Source organism: Mesorhizobium sp. P2_D1, from assembly GCF_056404455.1.
This window is the reverse complement of sequence record NZ_JBFUDZ010000014.1, coordinates 100,676-118,312: the sequence shown is the minus strand read 5'-3', so window position 1 is coordinate 118,312 and position 17,637 is coordinate 100,676. Positions and strand designations below refer to the sequence as shown.

General features: G+C 63.3%; 16 protein-coding genes. All 16 read left to right on the top strand.

Annotation, left to right across the window (positions count from 1 at the left end; all coding sequences use genetic code 11):
• Position 1 precedes the first annotated feature (1 nt).
• Positions 2 to 607: an NADH-quinone oxidoreductase subunit C gene (locus AC1D0I_RS13245; RefSeq protein WP_477395551.1), complete on the top strand. Its 606-nt coding sequence runs from the start codon at positions 2 to 4 to the stop codon at positions 605 to 607.
• On the top strand, positions 604 to 804 hold the full coding sequence (locus AC1D0I_RS13240; RefSeq protein ID WP_477395549.1) for a hypothetical protein: 201 nt from the start codon (positions 604 to 606) through the stop codon (positions 802 to 804). Before AC1D0I_RS13245 ends, AC1D0I_RS13240 begins: the two co-directional genes overlap by 4 nt.
• A 4-nt stretch (positions 805 to 808) precedes the next feature.
• On the top strand, positions 809 to 1,999 hold the full coding sequence (locus AC1D0I_RS13235) for an NADH-quinone oxidoreductase subunit D (RefSeq protein WP_477395548.1): 1,191 nt from the start codon (positions 809 to 811) through the stop codon (positions 1,997 to 1,999).
• On the top strand, positions 2,000 to 3,283 hold the full coding sequence (locus AC1D0I_RS13230) for an NADH-quinone oxidoreductase subunit E (RefSeq protein ID WP_477395546.1): 1,284 nt from the start codon (positions 2,000 to 2,002) through the stop codon (positions 3,281 to 3,283).
• A gap of 10 nt (positions 3,284 to 3,293) precedes the next feature.
• The gene (nuoF, locus tag AC1D0I_RS13225; protein ID WP_095087224.1) at positions 3,294 to 4,598 is read left to right on the top strand and encodes an NADH-quinone oxidoreductase subunit NuoF; all 1,305 of its coding nucleotides are present in this window, start codon (positions 3,294 to 3,296) and stop codon (positions 4,596 to 4,598) included.
• A gap of 100 nt (positions 4,599 to 4,698) precedes the next feature.
• Complete coding sequence (locus AC1D0I_RS13220; protein ID WP_477395544.1) at positions 4,699 to 5,397, top strand: NADH-ubiquinone dehydrogenase; 699 nt, start codon at positions 4,699 to 4,701, stop codon at positions 5,395 to 5,397.
• A gap of 73 nt (positions 5,398 to 5,470) precedes the next feature.
• Entirely contained in the window at positions 5,471 to 7,552 is a 2,082-nt protein-coding gene (gene nuoG, locus AC1D0I_RS13215; RefSeq protein ID WP_477395542.1) for an NADH-quinone oxidoreductase subunit NuoG, read from the top strand.
• A gap of 2 nt (positions 7,553 to 7,554) precedes the next feature.
• Positions 7,555 to 8,598: an NADH-quinone oxidoreductase subunit NuoH gene (nuoH, locus tag AC1D0I_RS13210; protein WP_477395541.1), complete on the top strand. Its 1,044-nt coding sequence runs from the start codon at positions 7,555 to 7,557 to the stop codon at positions 8,596 to 8,598.
• The gene (gene nuoI, locus AC1D0I_RS13205; RefSeq protein ID WP_023812382.1) at positions 8,598 to 9,089 is read left to right on the top strand and encodes an NADH-quinone oxidoreductase subunit NuoI; all 492 of its coding nucleotides are present in this window, start codon (positions 8,598 to 8,600) and stop codon (positions 9,087 to 9,089) included. The genes nuoH and nuoI overlap by 1 nt, the downstream gene beginning before the upstream one ends.
• A 127-nt stretch (positions 9,090 to 9,216) precedes the next feature.
• Positions 9,217 to 9,837 carry an NADH-quinone oxidoreductase subunit J gene (locus AC1D0I_RS13200; protein WP_095087233.1) on the top strand — a complete coding sequence of 207 codons (621 nt, stop codon included), beginning with the start codon at positions 9,217 to 9,219 and terminating at the stop codon, positions 9,835 to 9,837.
• Position 9,838: 1 nt separating this feature from the next.
• A complete protein-coding gene (gene nuoK, locus AC1D0I_RS13195; RefSeq protein ID WP_023676620.1) occupies positions 9,839 to 10,147 on the top strand; it encodes an NADH-quinone oxidoreductase subunit NuoK in 309 nt (102 codons plus the stop codon).
• A 10-nt stretch (positions 10,148 to 10,157) separates the two neighbouring features.
• Positions 10,158 to 12,131, top strand: a complete 1,974-nt coding sequence (nuoL, locus tag AC1D0I_RS13190) for an NADH-quinone oxidoreductase subunit L (RefSeq protein ID WP_477395539.1) — start codon at positions 10,158 to 10,160, stop codon at positions 12,129 to 12,131.
• Positions 12,131 to 13,636 carry an NADH-quinone oxidoreductase subunit M gene (locus AC1D0I_RS13185; protein WP_095087237.1) on the top strand — a complete coding sequence of 502 codons (1,506 nt, stop codon included), beginning with the start codon at positions 12,131 to 12,133 and terminating at the stop codon, positions 13,634 to 13,636. The genes nuoL and AC1D0I_RS13185 overlap by 1 nt, the downstream gene beginning before the upstream one ends.
• Before the next feature lie 19 nt (positions 13,637 to 13,655).
• The gene (nuoN, locus tag AC1D0I_RS13180; protein WP_457153270.1) at positions 13,656 to 15,092 is read left to right on the top strand and encodes an NADH-quinone oxidoreductase subunit NuoN; all 1,437 of its coding nucleotides are present in this window, start codon (positions 13,656 to 13,658) and stop codon (positions 15,090 to 15,092) included.
• Positions 15,093 to 15,097: 5 nt separating this feature from the next.
• Complete coding sequence (locus tag AC1D0I_RS13175; protein ID WP_477395537.1) at positions 15,098 to 15,919, top strand: biotin--[acetyl-CoA-carboxylase] ligase; 822 nt, start codon at positions 15,098 to 15,100, stop codon at positions 15,917 to 15,919.
• Positions 15,920 to 15,951: 32 nt separating this feature from the next.
• Positions 15,952 to 17,622 (top strand): ribonuclease J, encoded by a 1,671-nt coding sequence (locus AC1D0I_RS13170; protein WP_184873469.1) that lies wholly within the window; start codon positions 15,952 to 15,954, stop codon positions 17,620 to 17,622.
• Positions 17,623 to 17,637: the final 15 nt, after the last annotated feature.

Below are 17,637 nucleotides of genomic sequence, written 5' to 3'. Positions count from 1 at the left end.
CATGACCGCATCCCTGAGCGAACTGTCGACCTATCTCGGCGAGAAGCTGATCGGCCGCGTGAATGACGCCGCGATCGCCTATGGCGAACTCACCGTCCATGTCGAGCCGCGCAATCTGGTCGAGGTGATGACTTTCCTGCGCGACGATGCGCGCTGCCTGTTCATCTCGATCATCGACGTCTGCGGCGCCGATTATCCGTCGCGGGCCAAGCGCTTCGACGTGGTCTATCACCTGTTGTCGCCGAAGCAGAACGTGCGCATCCGCGTCAAGGTCCAGGCCGACGAGGAGACGATGGTGCCGTCGATCACCGGGGTCTATCCCGGCGCCGACTGGTTCGAGCGCGAGACCTACGATCTCTATGGCGTGCTGTTCTCGGGCCATCCCGACCTTCGGCGCCTGTTGACCGATTACGGTTTCGAAGGCCATCCGCTGCGCAAGGATTTCCCGCTGACCGGCTTCGTCGAGGTGCGCTACGACGACGAGGCCAAGCGCGTCATCTATGAGCCAGTCGAGCTCAAGCAGGAATTTCGCAATTTCGATTTTCTCTCGCCATGGGAAGGCACCGACTACGTGTTGCCGGGGGATGAGAAGGCGGCAGCGAAATGACTCTCGGTTCCGGCAAGAACGACATTGTGAAGGCGGCGCGCGAGGCGGCACAGGCGGCGGCAAAGAGAGCTGACGCAAATTACGACCCGGCGAAGCCCCTGACTGGGTCCCAACGACTTTTCATCAACCTGGCAAAAGCTGCCATCGCCCTGATTGTCGTTTTTGCTGTCTATTGGCTGGGTTATAGGGCGGCTTGAGATCATGACCGAACATTCCGTCCGCAATTTCAACATCAACTTCGGCCCGCAACACCCTGCGGCGCACGGCGTTTTGCGCCTCGTGCTGGAGCTGGACGGSGARGTSGTCGAKCGCGTCGATCCGCAYATCGGSCTGCTGCATCGCGGCACSGARAAGCTGATSGAGGCCAAAACCTACCTGCAGGCGGTGCCTTATCTCGACCGGCTCGACTATTGCGCGCCGATGAACCAGGAGCATGCTTTCGCGCTGGCCGCCGAGCGCCTGCTCGGCATCGACGTGCCGAAGCGTGGCCAGCTGATCCGCGTGCTCTACTGCGAGATCGGCCGCATCATGTCGCACATCCTCAATGTGACGACGCAAGCGATGGACGTCGGCGCGCTGACGCCGCCGCTGTGGGGCTTCGTCGAGCGCGAAAAGCTGATGGTGTTCTATGAGCGCGCCTCCGGCTCGCGCATGCATGCGGCCTATTTCCGCCCTGGCGGCGTCCATCAGGACCTGCCGCAGAAGCTGGTCGAGGACATCGGCAAGTGGATCGACCCGTTCCTGAAGTCGATTGACGACCTCGATCAGTTGCTCACCGGCAACCGCATCTTCAAGCAGCGCAATGTCGACATCGGCGTCGTCTCGCTGGCCGATGCCTGGGCCTGGGGCTTCTCGGGCGTGATGATACGTGGCTCGGGCGCGCCCTGGGACCTGCGCAAGTCGCAGCCCTATGAATGCTATTCGGAAATGGATTTCGACATTCCGATCGGGAAGAACGGTGACTGTTTCGACCGCTACCTCGTGCGCATGGAAGAGATGCGCCAGTCGGCAAAGATCATGCGCCAGTGCGTCGACCTTTTGCTCGGCAAGGAGAGCACCGGCCCGGTGTCGAACCTTGATGGCAAGGTGGTGCCACCGAAGCGCCAGGCGATGAAGCGCTCGATGGAAGCGCTGATCCATCACTTCAAGCTCTACACCGAGGGCTACCGCGTGCCGGCCGGCGAGGTCTATGCGGCGGTTGAAGCGCCGAAAGGTGAATTCGGCGTGTATCTCGTCTCGGACGGCTCCAACAAGCCGTACCGCTGCAAGCTGCGCGCCCCCGGTTTCGCCCATCTGCAGGCCATGGATTTCCTCTGCCGCGGCCACATGCTGGCCGACGTCACCGCCGTTCTCGGCTCCCTCGACATCGTGTTTGGTGAGGTCGATCGCTAAATGTCAGTCCGCCGTCTCGCAGAAGCCAGCGTCCAGCCAGCATCCTTCGCCTTCAATCGGGCGAATGCGGCAGCGGCGAAGCAATGGCTCAAGAAATATCCCAAGGGCCGCGAGCAGTCGGCGATCATTCCGCTTTTGATGCTGGCGCAGGAGCAGGAAGGCTGGGTGACGAAGGCTGCCATCGAGACGATTTCGGACATGCTCGGCATGCCTCGTATCCGAGGGCTGGAAGTCGCCACCTTCTACACGCAGTACCAGTTGAGCCCGGTCGGCACCCGCGCCCACATCCAGGTTTGCGGCACCACGCCCTGCATGCTGCGCGGCTCGGAAGCGCTGATGGATGTGTGCCGCTCAAAAATCCATCACGATCAGTTCCACACCAACGACAAGGGCACCTTGTCGTGGGAAGAGGTCGAGTGCCTCGGCGCCTGCGTCAACGCGCCGATGGTGATGATCTTCAAGGACACGTTCGAGGATCTGACGCCAGAGCGGCTGGCCGAGATCATCGATCTCTACGGCGCCGGCAAGGGCGCCTCGGTGGCGCCGGGGCCGCAGAACGGCCGTACCGGCTCGGAGCCAGCCTCCGGCCTCACGACCCTGAAGAGCGAAAAGGCGATCCTCAAGTCGACCCGCGACAAGGAAGCCAGGGAGGCGGCCAAGGCCGCGAAGGCGGCGCCCGACGCGATAATCGCCACGGTCGCGCCCGCTGCCGCTCCTGTCGCACCGTCCAATGCCAGCAAGCCGAAGACCGATGCGCCTGAAACCAGCCCGGCCTTGAAGACGCCTTCAAAGACCAAGGTCGCGCCGGCAGCTGAAAAGGCGGCGAGCGTTTCGGCCCCGCCGCATTCGGCCGCCAATGCCAACAAGGCGGCCCCCGAAGTCGAGCAGGTTTCCAAGCAGCGCAATGGCCCGAGGACCAAGGCCGAGCCGGCAGCCGCCTTCAAGGCGCCGGAGATCAAGGTGCCAGCCGCGAAGGCTGACAAGCCGGCCAAGCCGTCGCTCGAGGACAAGAACCGCCCGGCTGGCATCGACAGGCCGGCGCTGGTCGACGACCTCAAATTGATCTCTGGTGTCGGCCCGAAGATCGAGGGCGTCCTGCATTCCTTGGGCATTTTCACCTTCGCGCAGGTTGCTTCCTGGAAGAAGGCCGAGCGCGAGTGGGTGGACGGTTATCTCGCTTTCCACGGCCGCATCGATCGCGACGACTGGGTCAAGCAGGCCAAGGCGCTCGCCAAGGGTGGCGTCGCCGAATACATCCGCGTCTTCGGCAAGAAGCCGGTCTGAGGGACGAAAAATGCTTCAGGACAAAGACCGCATCTTCAACAACATCTACGGCCTCTTCGACAAGTCGCTGGCCGGCGCGATGGCGCGTGGCGCCTGGGACAACACGCCCGGCATCGTCGCCAAGGGGCGCGAGTGGATCGTCAACGAGATGAAGGCATCCGGCCTGCGCGGGCGCGGCGGCGCCGGCTTCCCGACAGGTCTGAAATGGTCGTTCATGCCCAAACAGAGCGACGGCCGGCCGAGCTACCTCGTCATCAATGCCGACGAATCCGAGCCGGGCACCTGCAAGGATCGCGACATCCTGCGCAATGACCCGCACACGCTGGTCGAGGGCGCGCTGCTTGCAGGCTTCGCCATGGGTGCGATTGCCGCCTACATCTATGTTCGCGGCGAGTTCATCCGCGAGCGCGAGGCGCTGCAGCGGGCCATCGACGAGGCCTACGAAGCCAAGCTGATCGGCAAGAACAACACGTCCGGCTACGACTTCGACATCTACATGCACCATGGCGCCGGCGCCTATATCTGCGGCGAGGAGACGGCGCTGCTCGAAAGCCTCGAAGGCAAGAAGGGCCAGCCGCGGCTGAAGCCGCCATTTCCGGCCAATGTTGGCTTGTATGGTTGCCCGACAACCGTGAACAATGTCGAATCCATCGCCGTTGCGCCGACCATCCTGCGCCGCGGTGCCGCCTGGTTCTCGTCCTTCGGCCGGCCCAACAATGTCGGTACCAAGCTTTTTTGCGTGTCCGGCCACGTCAACAACCCGTGCACGGTCGAAGAGGCGATGTCGATCCCGTTCCGCGAACTGATCGAGACGCATTGCGGCGGCATTCGTGGCGGCTGGGACAATCTCCTGGCGGTCATCCCGGGCGGCGCTTCGGTGCCACTGGTGCCGGCAGAGCAGATCATCGATACGCCGATGGATTTCGACGCGCTGCGCGACCTCAAATCCGGCCTCGGCACGGCGGCTGTCATCGTCATGGACAAGTCGACCGATATCGTGAAGGCGATCGCGCGGCTTTCCTACTTCTACAAGCACGAGAGCTGCGGCCAGTGCACGCCGTGCCGTGAAGGCACCGGCTGGATGTGGCGGGTGATGGAACGGCTGGTGCGCGGCGAAGCGCAGAAGCGCGAGATCGACATGCTGCTCGACGTCACCAAGCAGGTCGAGGGCCACACGATCTGCGCGCTGGGCGACGCGGCGGCATGGCCGATCCAGGGTCTGATGCGGCATTTCCGCGGCGAGGTGGAACGGCGCATCGACGAGTTTTCGCGCAATGCGCACCGGGCCGAGCCGGTGATGGTGGCGGCGGAATAGAGACTTGTGAATTCGGGCGAAAGCCCGGAGCGGAATGCGGGCAAGTGCCCGATTTGAGACAACCGGGGCGGGCGAACGAAGAAACGACCAGGAGATATCTATGGCGCCGTATTCGACACCCTACTCATTGATGCCCAATTTGGACCAGTTCGAGAAGATGAACCAGGATCTGACCAGGATGATGCCGAAGGAGATGGCGAGTGCCGTCAACCTTCTCGCGCATCCTGTGGCGAGTGCCGCGGCGATGTCGGCGCTCGGTATCGGGCTGGCGAACCACGCCTTCGGCGTCTGGCTGGGCGCACTCTCGGGGGCTGCCGAAGCCTCGCAACGGCTGCTGCAGCCGATCGTCGATGATTTCGAGGCGCGCACCGAGCGCTTCCCGGAGACGGAAAAGAGCGCCTCCAAGGCCGCTCGCGCGGCGACCAAGACCTTGATCGCCGAAGCGCAATCCTTCGCGCAGGACGTGACTGACATGGTTGCCAGGGAGGCAGCCGACGCAGTGCCGGTCGCCGACGGCGGCCCAGCAGCAGGCCCGGCTCCGGCCGGGTTGATGCCGGAGGATTTCAGGCAGCCGAAGGCTATGGACAAGCCGGCGGAGCCGTCGGACCTCAAGGCGATATCGGGCATCGGTCCGAAGCTGGAGAAGGTTCTCAATGGCCTGGGTATCTGGACATATGCCCAGATCGCCGCATGGGTGCCGGAAGAGGTTGCCTGGGTCGAAGATTATTTGTCGCTCACCGGCCGTATCGTCCGTGACGATTGGACTGCCCAGGCGTCGGCACTCGCCGTCGGGAAATGAATGAAATGCCGGGTGCGGTTTCGACCGTGCCCGGGACAAGAGATTGCGGGAAATCCGCAGGGGTTTGAGGCGAATGGCAAAGCTCAAGGTCGACGGGAAAGAGATCACTGTACCCGACCACTACACGCTGCTGCAGGCGGCGGAAGACGCTGGCGCGGAAGTGCCGCGTTTCTGCTTCCATGAGCGGCTGTCGATCGCCGGCAATTGCCGCATGTGCCTGATCGAGGTGAAGGGCGGACCGCCCAAGCCGCAGGCCTCCTGCGCCATGGGAGTGCGCGACCTGCGCCCCGGCCCGAATGGCGAGGCGCCGGAAATCTTCACCAACACGCCGATGGTCAAGAAGGCCCGCGAGGGCGTGATGGAATTCCTGCTGATCAACCATCCGCTGGATTGCCCGATCTGCGACCAGGGCGGCGAATGCGACCTGCAGGACCAGGCGATGGCCTTCGGCGTCGATTCCTCGCGCTATCACGAGAACAAGCGCGCGGTCGAAGACAAGTATATCGGCCCGCTGGTCAAGACGGTGATGAACCGCTGCATCCATTGCACGCGCTGCGTCCGCTTCACCACCGAAGTCGCCGGTATTTCCGAACTCGGCCTGATCGGTCGCGGCGAGGACGCCGAGATCACCACCTATCTCGAACAGGCGATGACCTCGGAGCTGCAGGGCAATGTCATCGACCTTTGCCCGGTCGGCGCGCTGACCTCGAAGCCGTTTGCCTTCCAGGCGCGGCCGTGGGAACTGACCAAGACCGAATCCATCGACGTGATGGACGCCGTCGGCTCGGCGATCCGCGTCGACAGCCGCGGCCGCGAAGTGATGCGCATCCTGCCGCGCGTCAACGAGCAGGTGAACGAGGAGTGGATCTCCGACAAGACCCGCTTCATCTGGGACGGTCTGCGCACGCAGCGGCTCGACCGCCCCTATGTGCGCAAGGATGGCAGACTGGCACCGGCAAGCTGGGCCGAGGCCTTCGCCGCGATCAAGGATGCGGTGTCGAAGACAACACCAGAAAAGATCGGCGCCATTGCAGGCGATCTGGCCGCGGTCGAGGAAATCTATGCGCTGAAGCTGCTGATGGCTTCGCTCGGTTCGAAGAACACCGACTGCCGTCAGGACGGCGCCGCACTCGATCCGGCCCTCGGACGGGCCAGCTATATCTTCAACCCGACCATCGAGGGCATCGAGCAGGCCGACGCGGTGCTGATCATCGGCGCCAATCCGCGCTATGAAGCCTCGGTGCTCAACGCCCGCATCCGCAAGCGTTGGCGGATCGGCAATCTGCCGGTCGGCGTCATCGGCGATGTCGGCGACACGCGCTACGACTATGAACAACTGGGCGCCGGACCGGACTCGCTAAAGGATCTGGCCGACGGCAATGGCAAATTCTTCCAGACGCTGAAGAAGGCGACGCATCCGCTGATCATCGTCGGCCAGGGCGCGCTGGCGCGCGCCGATGGTGCGGCCGTGCTCGGCCAGGCGGCAAAGCTCGCCGCCGCCGTCAACGCCGCCAGGGCGGACTGGAACGGCTTTGCAGTGCTGCACAATGCGGCCGGTCGCGTCGGCGGCCTCGATCTCGGCTTCGTGCCGGGCGAGGGCGGCAAGAACGTCGCCGGTATGCTGGGCGAGATGGAACTGCTGTTCCTGCTTGGCGCCGACGAGATCGATATGGCCAAGACCGGCGGCGCCTTCGTCGTCTATATCGGCACGCATGGCGACCAGGGCGCGCACCGTGCCAATGTCATCCTGCCGGCGGCAGCCTACACCGAAAAGTCGGCCACCTATGTCAACACCGAAGGCCGCGTGCAGCAGACCAACCGCGCCGGCTTCGCGCCGGGCGATGCGCGCGAGGACTGGGCGATCCTGCGGGCGCTGTCGGATGTACTGGGCAAGAAGCTGCCGTTCGATTCGCTGCCGCAGCTGCGTGCGAAGCTCTATGGCGAATTCCCGCATCTGGCCCGCATCGACCAGGTCGCGGCCGGCAATGCCGAGGACATCGCCAAGGTGGCGAAGCTCGGCGGGCGGCTGAACAAGGGCACCTTCACCTCGCCGGTCGCGGACTTCTACCTGACCAACCCGATCGCGCGGGCATCGGCCGTGATGGCGGAATGCTCGGCACTGGCCAAGAGCGGCTTCAAGCAGGCGGCGGAATAAGCATGGACACTTTCTTCTCCTTCTACGTGCTGCCGGCGCTGCTGATCCTTCTCAAGTCGGTCGTGCTGATCGTCGTGCTTTTGATCTTCGTCGCCTACATCCTCTACGCCGACCGCAAGATCTGGGCGGCGGTGCAGCTGCGCCGCGGCCCGAACGTGGTCGGCCCATGGGGAACGCTGCAGGCCTTCGCCGATCTTTTGAAGTTCGTCTTCAAGGAACCGGTCATCCCGTCCGGCGCCAACAAGGGCGTTTTTCTCCTGGCGCCGCTGGTTTCTGCCGTGCTGGCGATCTCGGCCTGGGCGGTCATTCCGGTCAACCAGGGCTGGGCGATCGCCAACGTCAATGTCGGCATCCTCTATGTCTTCGCGATCTCCTCGCTCGAGGTCTATGGCGTGATCATGGGCGGCTGGGCGTCCAACTCGAAATATCCGTTCCTCGGCGCGTTACGTTCGGCCGCACAGATGGTGTCCTATGAAGTCTCGATCGGCTTTGTCATCGTCACCGTGCTTTTATGCGCCGGTTCGCTCAACCTGTCCGACATCGTGATGTCGCAGCAGGATGGGCTGGGCACCAAGCTCGGCCTGCCCAATACCTTCCTCGACTGGCACTGGCTGTCGCTGTTCCCGATGTTCGTCATTTTCTTCATCTCGGCGCTGGCCGAGACGAACCGGCCGCCCTTCGACCTGGTGGAAGCTGAATCGGAACTGGTCGCCGGCCACATGGTCGAATATTCGTCGACGCCGTTCCTGCTGTTCTTCCTCGGTGAGTATGTCGCCATCGTGCTGATGTGCGCGCTGGCCACCATCCTGTTCCTCGGTGGCTGGCTGCCGCCCTTCGACTTCGCGCCGTTCACCTGGGTGCCGGGCGTCATCTGGTTCGTGCTAAAGGTCTGCTTTGTGTTCTTCGGCATCTCCATGGTGAAGGCCTTCGTCCCGCGCTACCGCTACGACCAGCTGATGCGGCTCGGCTGGAAGGTGTTCCTGCCGATCTCGCTGTTCATGGTGGTCGCCACCGCCGCCTTCCTCAAGATCACGGGGTTTGCGTGATGTCCGCTCTGTCCCAAGCCGCAAAATCGCTGCTGCTGCAGGATTTCGTCAGCGCCTTCTTCCTGTCGATGCGCCAGTTCTTCGCACCGAAGGAGACGATCAACTATCCGCACGAGAAGGGGCCGACCAGCCCGCGCTTTCGTGGCGAGCATGCGCTGCGCCGCTATCCCAACGGCGAGGAGCGCTGCATTGCGTGCAAGCTCTGCGAGGCGATCTGCCCGGCGCAGGCGATCACCATCGAAGCCGGCCCGCGCCGCAATGACGGCACGCGCCGCACGGTGCGTTACGACATCGACATGGTGAAGTGCATCTATTGCGGCTTCTGCCAGGAAGCCTGCCCGGTCGACGCCATCGTCGAGGGGCCCAATTTCGAATTCGCTACGGAGACGCGCGAAGAGCTCTACTACGACAAGGACAAGCTTTTGGCGAATGGCGACCGATGGGAGCGCGAACTGGCGCGCAACATCTCGCTGGACTCGCCGTATCGCTGATATTTGACGCATGGACGGGGCGAGGGGCCTCGTCTAAGGACAACGCGACTTGGGAACCGGAGGCGGTACCAAGCCACAGAAGCGGACATGGCGAGAGCCGGTCCGGACAGGAACCCGGGGGAACCCCATGCTGAGTGGACTAGAGGCGGCCTTTTTCTACCTCTTCGCCTTTGTCGCGGTGGCGTCGGCGTTCATGGTCATTTCGTCGCGCAACCCCGTGCATTCGGTGCTGTTCCTGATCTTGACCTTCTTCAACGCGGCCGGCCTGTTCATGCTGACCGGCGCCGAGTTCCTGGCGATGATCCTGCTCGTCGTCTATGTCGGCGCGGTCATGGTGCTGTTCCTGTTCGTCGTCATGATGCTCGACGTCGATTTCGCGGAGATGAAGGAAGGCGCGCTGCAGTATGCGCCGATCGGCGCGCTGGTCGGGCTGATCCTGGCGGCGGAGCTTATCGTCGTGCTGGGCGGTTACACATTCGCACCGCAGCTCGCCTCGACGGTCTCCAAGCCCATTCCGGACCTCGCCACGCGCTCGAATACGGCAGCACTCGGCGACATCCTCTATACGGACTACCTCTACTACTTCCAGATCGCCGGCCTCGTGCTCTTGGTCGCCATGATCGGCGCCATCGTCTTGACGCTGCGCCACAAGGAAGGGGTCAAGCGGCAGTCGATCGCAGCCCAGGTCGGCCGCACCGCGGCGACCGGCATGGAAATCCGCAAGGTCAAGTCGGGCGAAGGAGTCTGAGATGGTCGTCGGCATCGCACATTATCTGACCGTATCGGCGATCCTGTTCACGCTCGGCGTGTTCGGCATCTTTTTGAACCGCCGGAACGTCATCGTCATCCTGATGTCGATCGAGCTGATCCTGCTCGCGGTCAACATCAACTTCGTCGCTTTCTCCGCCGCACTCGGCGATCTCGTCGGCCAGGTGTTCGCGCTGTTCGTGCTGACGGTCGCGGCGGCCGAGGCTGCCATCGGACTTGCCATTCTCGTCGTCTTCTTCCGCAACCGCGGCTCGATCGCGGTCGAAGACGTGAACATGATGAAGGGTTGACGGAACCACCATGTATCAGGCCATCGTCTTCCTTCCCCTGCTCGGCTTCCTGATCGTCGGCCTGTTCGGCACGTCGCTCGGCGCCAAGGCGTCCGAATACATCACCTCAGGCTTCCTGGTGATCGCGGCGGTGCTGTCGTGGGTTGCGTTCTTCAGCGTCGGCTTCGGCCATGGCGAGGTGTTCACCGTGCCGGTGCTGCGCTGGATCCAGTCGGGCGGATTGGAAGCGTCCTGGGCACTCCGGATCGACACGCTGACGGTGGTGATGCAGGTGGTGGTCAACACTGTGTCGGCGCTGGTCCACATCTATTCGATCGGCTACATGCACCACGATCCGAACCGGCCGCGCTTCTTCGCCTATCTGTCGCTGTTCACCTTCGCCATGCTGATGCTGGTGACCGCCGACAATCTGGTGCAGATGTTCTTCGGCTGGGAAGGGGTGGGTCTCGCGTCCTACCTGCTGATCGGCTTCTGGTACAAGAAGCCGTCGGCCAACGCCGCCGCGATCAAGGCCTTCGTCGTCAACCGAGTCGGCGATTTCGGCTTCGCGCTCGGCATTTTCGGTCTGTTCGTGCTGTTCGGTTCGGTCAATCTGGGCACCATCTTCGCCAATGCGGCGACGTTCATTCCCGCTGAAGGCGCGCCGCAAGGTGCCGCCGTGCTGACCTTCCTCGGGCACGCGCTCGACAAGCAGTCGGCAATGACGATCGTCTGCCTGCTGCTGTTCATGGGCGCCATGGGCAAGTCGGCGCAGGTGCCGCTGCACACCTGGCTGCCGGACGCCATGGAAGGCCCGACGCCGGTCTCCGCACTCATCCACGCCGCCACCATGGTGACGGCGGGCGTGTTCATGCTGGCGCGGTTGTCGCCGCTGTTCGAACTGTCGCATTCGGCGCTGACGGTCGTGACCTTCATCGGCGCCTTCACCGCCTTCTTCGCGGCAACCGTCGGCCTCGTCCAGAACGACATCAAGCGCGTCATCGCCTATTCGACCTGTTCGCAGCTCGGCTACATGTTCGTGGCGCTCGGCGTCGGCGCCTACGGTGCCGCGATCTTTCACCTGTTCACCCATGCCTTCTTCAAGGCGCTGCTGTTCCTCGGCTCGGGCTCGGTCATCCACGCCGTCTCCGACGAGCAGGACATGCGCAACATGGGCGGCCTGCGCAAGCTGATCCCGACCACCTACTGGATGATGGTGATCGGCACGCTGGCGCTGACCGGTGTCGGCATTCCGGTGACGGTCATCGGCACCGCCGGCTTCTTCTCCAAGGACGCCATCATCGAAAGCGCCTTTGCCGGCCACAATTCGGTTGCCGGCCTCGCCTTCGTGCTTTTGGTCATCGCCGCCTGCTTCACCTCCTTCTATTCCTGGCGGCTGATCTTCATGACCTTCCATGGCGAGCCGCGGGCGAGCCATGAGGTGATGCACCACGTCCATGAATCGCCGCCGGTGATGCTGGTGCCGCTGTTCATCCTGGCCGCTGGCGCGCTGTTCGCCGGCATCATCTTCCACGGCGCCTTCATCGGCGAGGGCTATGCCGAGTTCTGGAAGGCATCGCTGTTCACACTGCCGGACAACCACATCCTGCACGAAATCCACGAACTGCCGCTGTGGGTCGAGCTCTCGCCCTTCATCGCTATGCTGATCGGCTTCGCGCTGGCCTGGAAGTTCTACATCCGCTCGCCGGAATTGCCGCGAAGCGTCGCCGCCAACCACCGCTTGCTCTACGCCTTCCTGCTCAACAAGTGGTATTTCGACGAGCTGTACGACTTCCTGTTCGTGCGGCCGGCCAAGCGGCTCGGTCGTTTCCTGTGGAAGACCGGCGACGGCACCATCATCGACGGTCTTGGTCCTGACGGCATCTCGGCGCGCGTCATCGATGTCACCGACCGCGTCGTCAAGCTGCAGACCGGCTACCTCTACCACTATGCCTTCGCCATGCTGATCGGCGTTGCCGCACTCGTCACCTGGATGATGCTCTGATGACCGCCTGGCCAATCCTCTCGCTGGTCACCTTCCTGCCGCTGGTTGGTGTGCTGCTCATCCTGTTCATCAATGATGACAGTGAAAACGCGCGCCGCAACATCCGCGCCATCGCGCTGTTGACGACGACGTTCACGTTCATCATCTCGCTGTTCATCTGGACCGGCTTTGACAATTCGCAAGCGGGTTTCCAGTTCGTCGAGAAGGTTGCCTGGCTCGACTCCGGCATCTCCTACCATATGGGCGTCGACGGCATTTCAATGCTGTTCGTCATCCTGACGACGTTCCTGATGCCGCTCTGCATCCTGGCCTCGTGGGAAGCGATCGAGAAGCGCGTCAAGGCCTACATGATCGCCTTCCTGCTGCTCGAAACGCTGATGATCGGCGTGTTCTGTGCGCTGGACATCGTGCTGTTCTACGTCTTCTTCGAGGCCGGCCTGATCCCGATGTTCATCATCATCGGCGTCTGGGGCGGCAAGCGGCGCGTCTATGCCTCGTTCAAGTTCTTCCTCTACACGCTGGCCGGCTCGGTGCTGATGCTGCTCGCCATCATGGCGATGTTCTATCAGTCCGGCACGACCGACATCCCGACGCTTTTGACGCACAATTTCCCGGCCAACATGCAGACTTGGTTGTGGCTCGCCTTCTTCGCCTCCTTCGCGGTGAAGATGCCGATGTGGCCGGTGCACACCTGGCTGCCTGACGCGCATGTCGAAGCGCCGACAGCGGGCTCGGTGATCCTGGCCGCAATCCTGCTCAAGATGGGCGGGTACGGCTTCCTGCGCTTCTCGCTGCCGATGTTCCCGCTGGCGTCGGAAATGTTCGCGCCGCTGGTGTTCACGCTGTCGGTCGTCGCCATCATCTACACCTCGCTGGTGGCGCTGATGCAGGAGGACATGAAGAAGCTGATCGCCTATTCCTCGGTCGCCCATATGGGCTTCGTGACCATGGGCATCTTCGCCATGAACCAGGAAGGCGTGCAGGGCGCGATCTTCCAGATGCTCAGCCACGGCCTTGTCTCGGGCGCGCTGTTCCTGTGCGTCGGCGTTATCTACGACCGCATGCACACGCGCGAGATCGACGCCTATGGCGGGCTGGTCAACAACATGCCGAAATACGCCACCGTGTTCATGGTCTTCACCATGGCCAATGTCGGCCTGCCCGGCACCAGCGGCTTCGTCGGCGAGTTCCTGACCATGCTCGGCGTCTTCCGGGTCAACACCTGGGTGGCGTTCTTCGCAGCCACCGGCGTCATCCTGTCGGCAGCCTATGCGCTGTGGCTCTATCGCCGGGTGATTTTCGGCGCGCTGACCAAGGACAGCCTGAAGGGCCTGCTCGATCTGTCGCCGCGCGAGAAGGTGATCATCTACCCGCTGGTCGTGCTGGTCATATTCTTCGGCGTCTATCCGGCGCCCGTCTTCGACGCGACGGCCCAATCGGTCAAGTCGCTCGTCACCAATGTCACTGCATCCATCGGCGCCGCGCAGACCGCGGCGGCGAATTAACCCAAGGGTTTTGCGAACCATGACGCCGGACCTTCTCTCAAGCCTGTCGCTGTCGACGCCAGAGCTGATCCTCGCCATCGGCGCGCTGGCGCTGCTGATGGTCGGCGCCTATTCGCGCGCCAACACCGCCAATACGGTGACCGGCCTCGCAGTCGCCGTGCTGGTGTTATCAGGCGCCTGGCTGGTCTTCCGCACGGGGCAGGGCAGCGCCTATGGCAATGCCTTCATCCAGGATTCCTTCGCCCACTTCATGAAGGTGCTGGCGCTGATCGGCTCGGCGGTGACGCTGGTGATGTCGATGCGCTTTGCCAAAGCGGAGCATTTCGACAAATTCGAATATCCGGTGCTGATCCTGCTTTGCACGCTCGGCATGATGCTGATGATCTCGGCCAACAGCATGATCGGGCTCTATCTCGGCCTCGAACTGCAATCGCTGGCGATCTACGTGCTGGCGGCGATCAACCGTGACAATCTGCGTTCGACCGAGGCCGGCCTGAAGTATTTCGTCCTCGGCGCACTGTCGTCGGGCATGCTCCTCTATGGCATCAGCCTGGTCTACGGCTACACCGGCAACACCGGCTTCCAGGAGATCGCCACGGCGTTGGGCAGCGGCGAGCGCCAGCTTGGCCTGGTTTTCGGTCTGGTCTTCGTGTTGGCCGGCCTTGCCTTCAAGATCTCGGCGGTGCCGTTCCACATGTGGACGCCCGACGTCTATGAAGGCGCGCCGACGCCGGTGACGGCCTTCCTGGCGGCTGCTCCCAAGATGGCGGCGATGGCGCTGATGGTGCGCGTCACCATGGGCGCGTTCAAGCCGATCGCCTCGGACTGGCAGCAGATCATCGTCTTCATCTCGATCGCCTCGATGGCGCTCGGCGCCTTCGCGGCGATCGGCCAGACCAACATCAAGCGACTGATGGCCTATTCCTCGATCGGCCACATGGGCTACGCGCTGGTCGGCCTTGCCGCCAACAGCCAGGCGGGCGTGCGTGGCGTCGCCATCTACATGCTGATCTACCTGGTGATGACGCTCGGCACCTTCGCCTTCATCCTCGCCATGCGGCGCAAGGAAGGCAATGTCGAGTTGATCAGCGACCTGGCCGGTCTGTCGTCGACCAACCCGATCATGGCGACGATCCTGACCATCCTGATGTTCTCGCTGGCCGGCATTCCGCCGCTCGCCGGCTTCTGGGGGAAATGGTACGTCTTCCTCGCCGCCATCAACGCCAACCTCTACGCGCTGGCGATCATCGGCGTGCTGGCCTCGGTGGTGGGTGCTTATTATTATCTGCGCATCATCAAGATCATGTGGTTCGATGAGCCGGTTGGCGGCTTTGTGCCGATGGCGAGTGAACTGCGCCTGGTGCTCGGCGTCAGTGGCGCCTTCGTGCTGTTCTACGTGCTGATCGGCGGGCCGATCGGCACCTATGCCGAAGCCGCTGCCAAGACATTTTTCTAAACGGCATGGCGTTTCGGCTGGCTCCTACCTCGGCGTCGGAAGGGTTCCGGCTCGAGGCACATGACAGCGTCGGCTCCACCAATGCGCTGGCGCTGGACCATGCCCGGGCGGGCGACCCCGGCAGATTGTGGGTCGTTTCCAAGAAGCAGGAAAGCGGGCGCGGGCGGCGCGGCCGTGTCTGGGCGACGCCGGAAGGCAACCTCGCGGCGACGCTGCTTGTCATCACCACTGCCGAGCTTCGTCTTGCCGCGACGCTGGGCTTCGTCGCCGGGCTGGCGCTGGCCGATGCGCTCGACGCGGTCGTGCCGAAGGGCCGGATCGCCATAGGCCTCGACGGCGCAAGTGCGGGCAAAAACCGGTTCGAGCTGAAATGGCCGAACGACGTGCTTGCCTCGGGCGCCAAGCTGGCCGGCATCCTGCTGGAATCGGCGATCCTGGACGGCGGCCGTTTCGCGGTGGCGGTCGGCATCGGCGTCAATGTTGTGGCATATCCCGAGGATTTGCCTTATCCGGCAACTTCATTGCGCGCGCTGGGCGCGACATGCGATGCGGAAACATTGTTTCTGGCGCTGTCGGATGCCTGGAGCGAGAATGCCCGGTTGTGGGATGAGGGGCGCGGACTTGCCGCTGTCAGGCAACGCTGGCTGGCACGGGCTGCGGGGCTTGGCGGCGAGGTTGCTGTCAGAATTGACGGTAATGTGGTGCGCGGCGTGTTTGAAACCATTGACGAGGACTGCCGTTTCGTGATCCGCGACGATGAAGGTTCTATTCTGACGATCGCCGCCGGCGACGTGCATTTCGGCGCGGTGGCGTCTGCCCGCGTCTAACGGGCTGGCCTGAGGGCCAGGAAGGAAAAAACATGGCGAAAGCGGAAAACGCCGAACTCGTCTTCGTGCCGCTCGGCGGCGTCGGCGAGATCGGCATGAACTTCGCCCTCTACGGCTACGGCCCGCCGAGCGCGCGCGAGTGGATCGTCATCGATGTCGGCGTCACTTTCCCCGACGCCAGCCTGCCCGGCGTCGACCTGGTGCTGCCCGACACGCGCTTCATCGAGGAGAACCTCGCCAATCTGCGCGGCATCATCATCACGCATGCGCATGAAGACCATTATGGCGCGCTGCTCGACACCTGGCCGAAGCTGAAGGCCCCGGTCTGGATGACGCCGTTCAGCGCCGGCCTGCTCGAAGCCAAGCGGCAGGGCGAACAAGGCGCGCCGAAGATCCCGCTGACCATTTACCGGGCGGGCGAGAAATTCACGGTCGGCCCGTTCGAGATCGAAGCCATTCCCGTCGCGCATTCCATCCCCGAGCCAATGTCGCTGGCGATCACGTCGCCGGCCGGCACCGTCATCCACACCGGTGACTGGAAGATCGATCCGGAACCGACGATCGGACCCAAGACCGACGAAGCGCGTTTCCGCGCCTATGGTGACAAGGGTGTTCTGGCGCTGATCTGCGATTCGACCAATGCGCTGCGGGAAGGCGAGTCGCCTTCGGAAGTCGCCGTGGGCGAGGGCCTCAAGGGCGTCATCCAAGCTGCCAAGGGCCGCGTCGCCGTCACCACTTTCTCCTCCAATGTCGGCCGCATCGTCTCCATTGCCAAGGCGGCGCGGGATGCCGGACGCCAGTGCCTAGTGCTCGGCCGTTCGCTGAAGCGGGTGATCGATGTGGCTGATGAACTCGGTTACATGGACGGGCTGCCCGAGTTCATCGCCGAAGAGGATTTTGGCTTCATACCGCGCGAAAACCTGGTGATCATCTGCACTGGCAGCCAAGGCGAGCCTTTGGCGGCGCTGGCCAAGCTGTCGCGCGAAGAAATGAAATCGGTGTCGCTGACGGCCGGCGACACAGTGGTGTTTTCCTCGCGCACGATCCCCGGCAATGAAAAGGCGATCCTCGAGATCAAGAACCGCCTGATCGACCTCGGCATCAAGATCATCGAGGACGGCGACGCGCTGGTGCATGTTTCCGGGCACCCGCGGCGCAGCGAATTGCGCAAGATGTACGAATGGGTGCGGCCGCAGATCGGCGTTCCCGTGCATGGCGAGGCGGCGCATCTGGTGGCGCAGGGGTCGCTGATGTCGACCTCAGGCATCGGCCAGGTGGCGCAGGTGCGAGACGGCGACATGCTCAGGCTCGCTCCCGGTCCCGCCACCATCATCGACCAGGTGCCGTTCGGGCGCATCTACAAGGACGGCAGTCTGATCGGCACCGATCAGGCGATGGGCATTCGCGATCGGCGCAAGCTGTCCTTTGCCGGCCATGTCGCGGTCAATGTCGTGCTCGACGACAAATATGAGCTTGCCGGCGATCCCGATCTGGTCGCCATCGGCGTCGCTGAGGCCGATGCAAGCGGTGAGGCGCTCGAAGATCTGATGATCGATGCGGCAGTCGGCGCGGTGGATTCGATCCCCCGCCAGCGCCGAAAGGATCTCGACCTGGTGCAAGAGGCAGTACGGCGCGCTGTGCGCGGCGCTGCCAACGAAGCCTGGGGCAAGAAACCGCTGGTGACGGTGTTCGTCACCCGGTGAGGGTGGCAGCGTTCG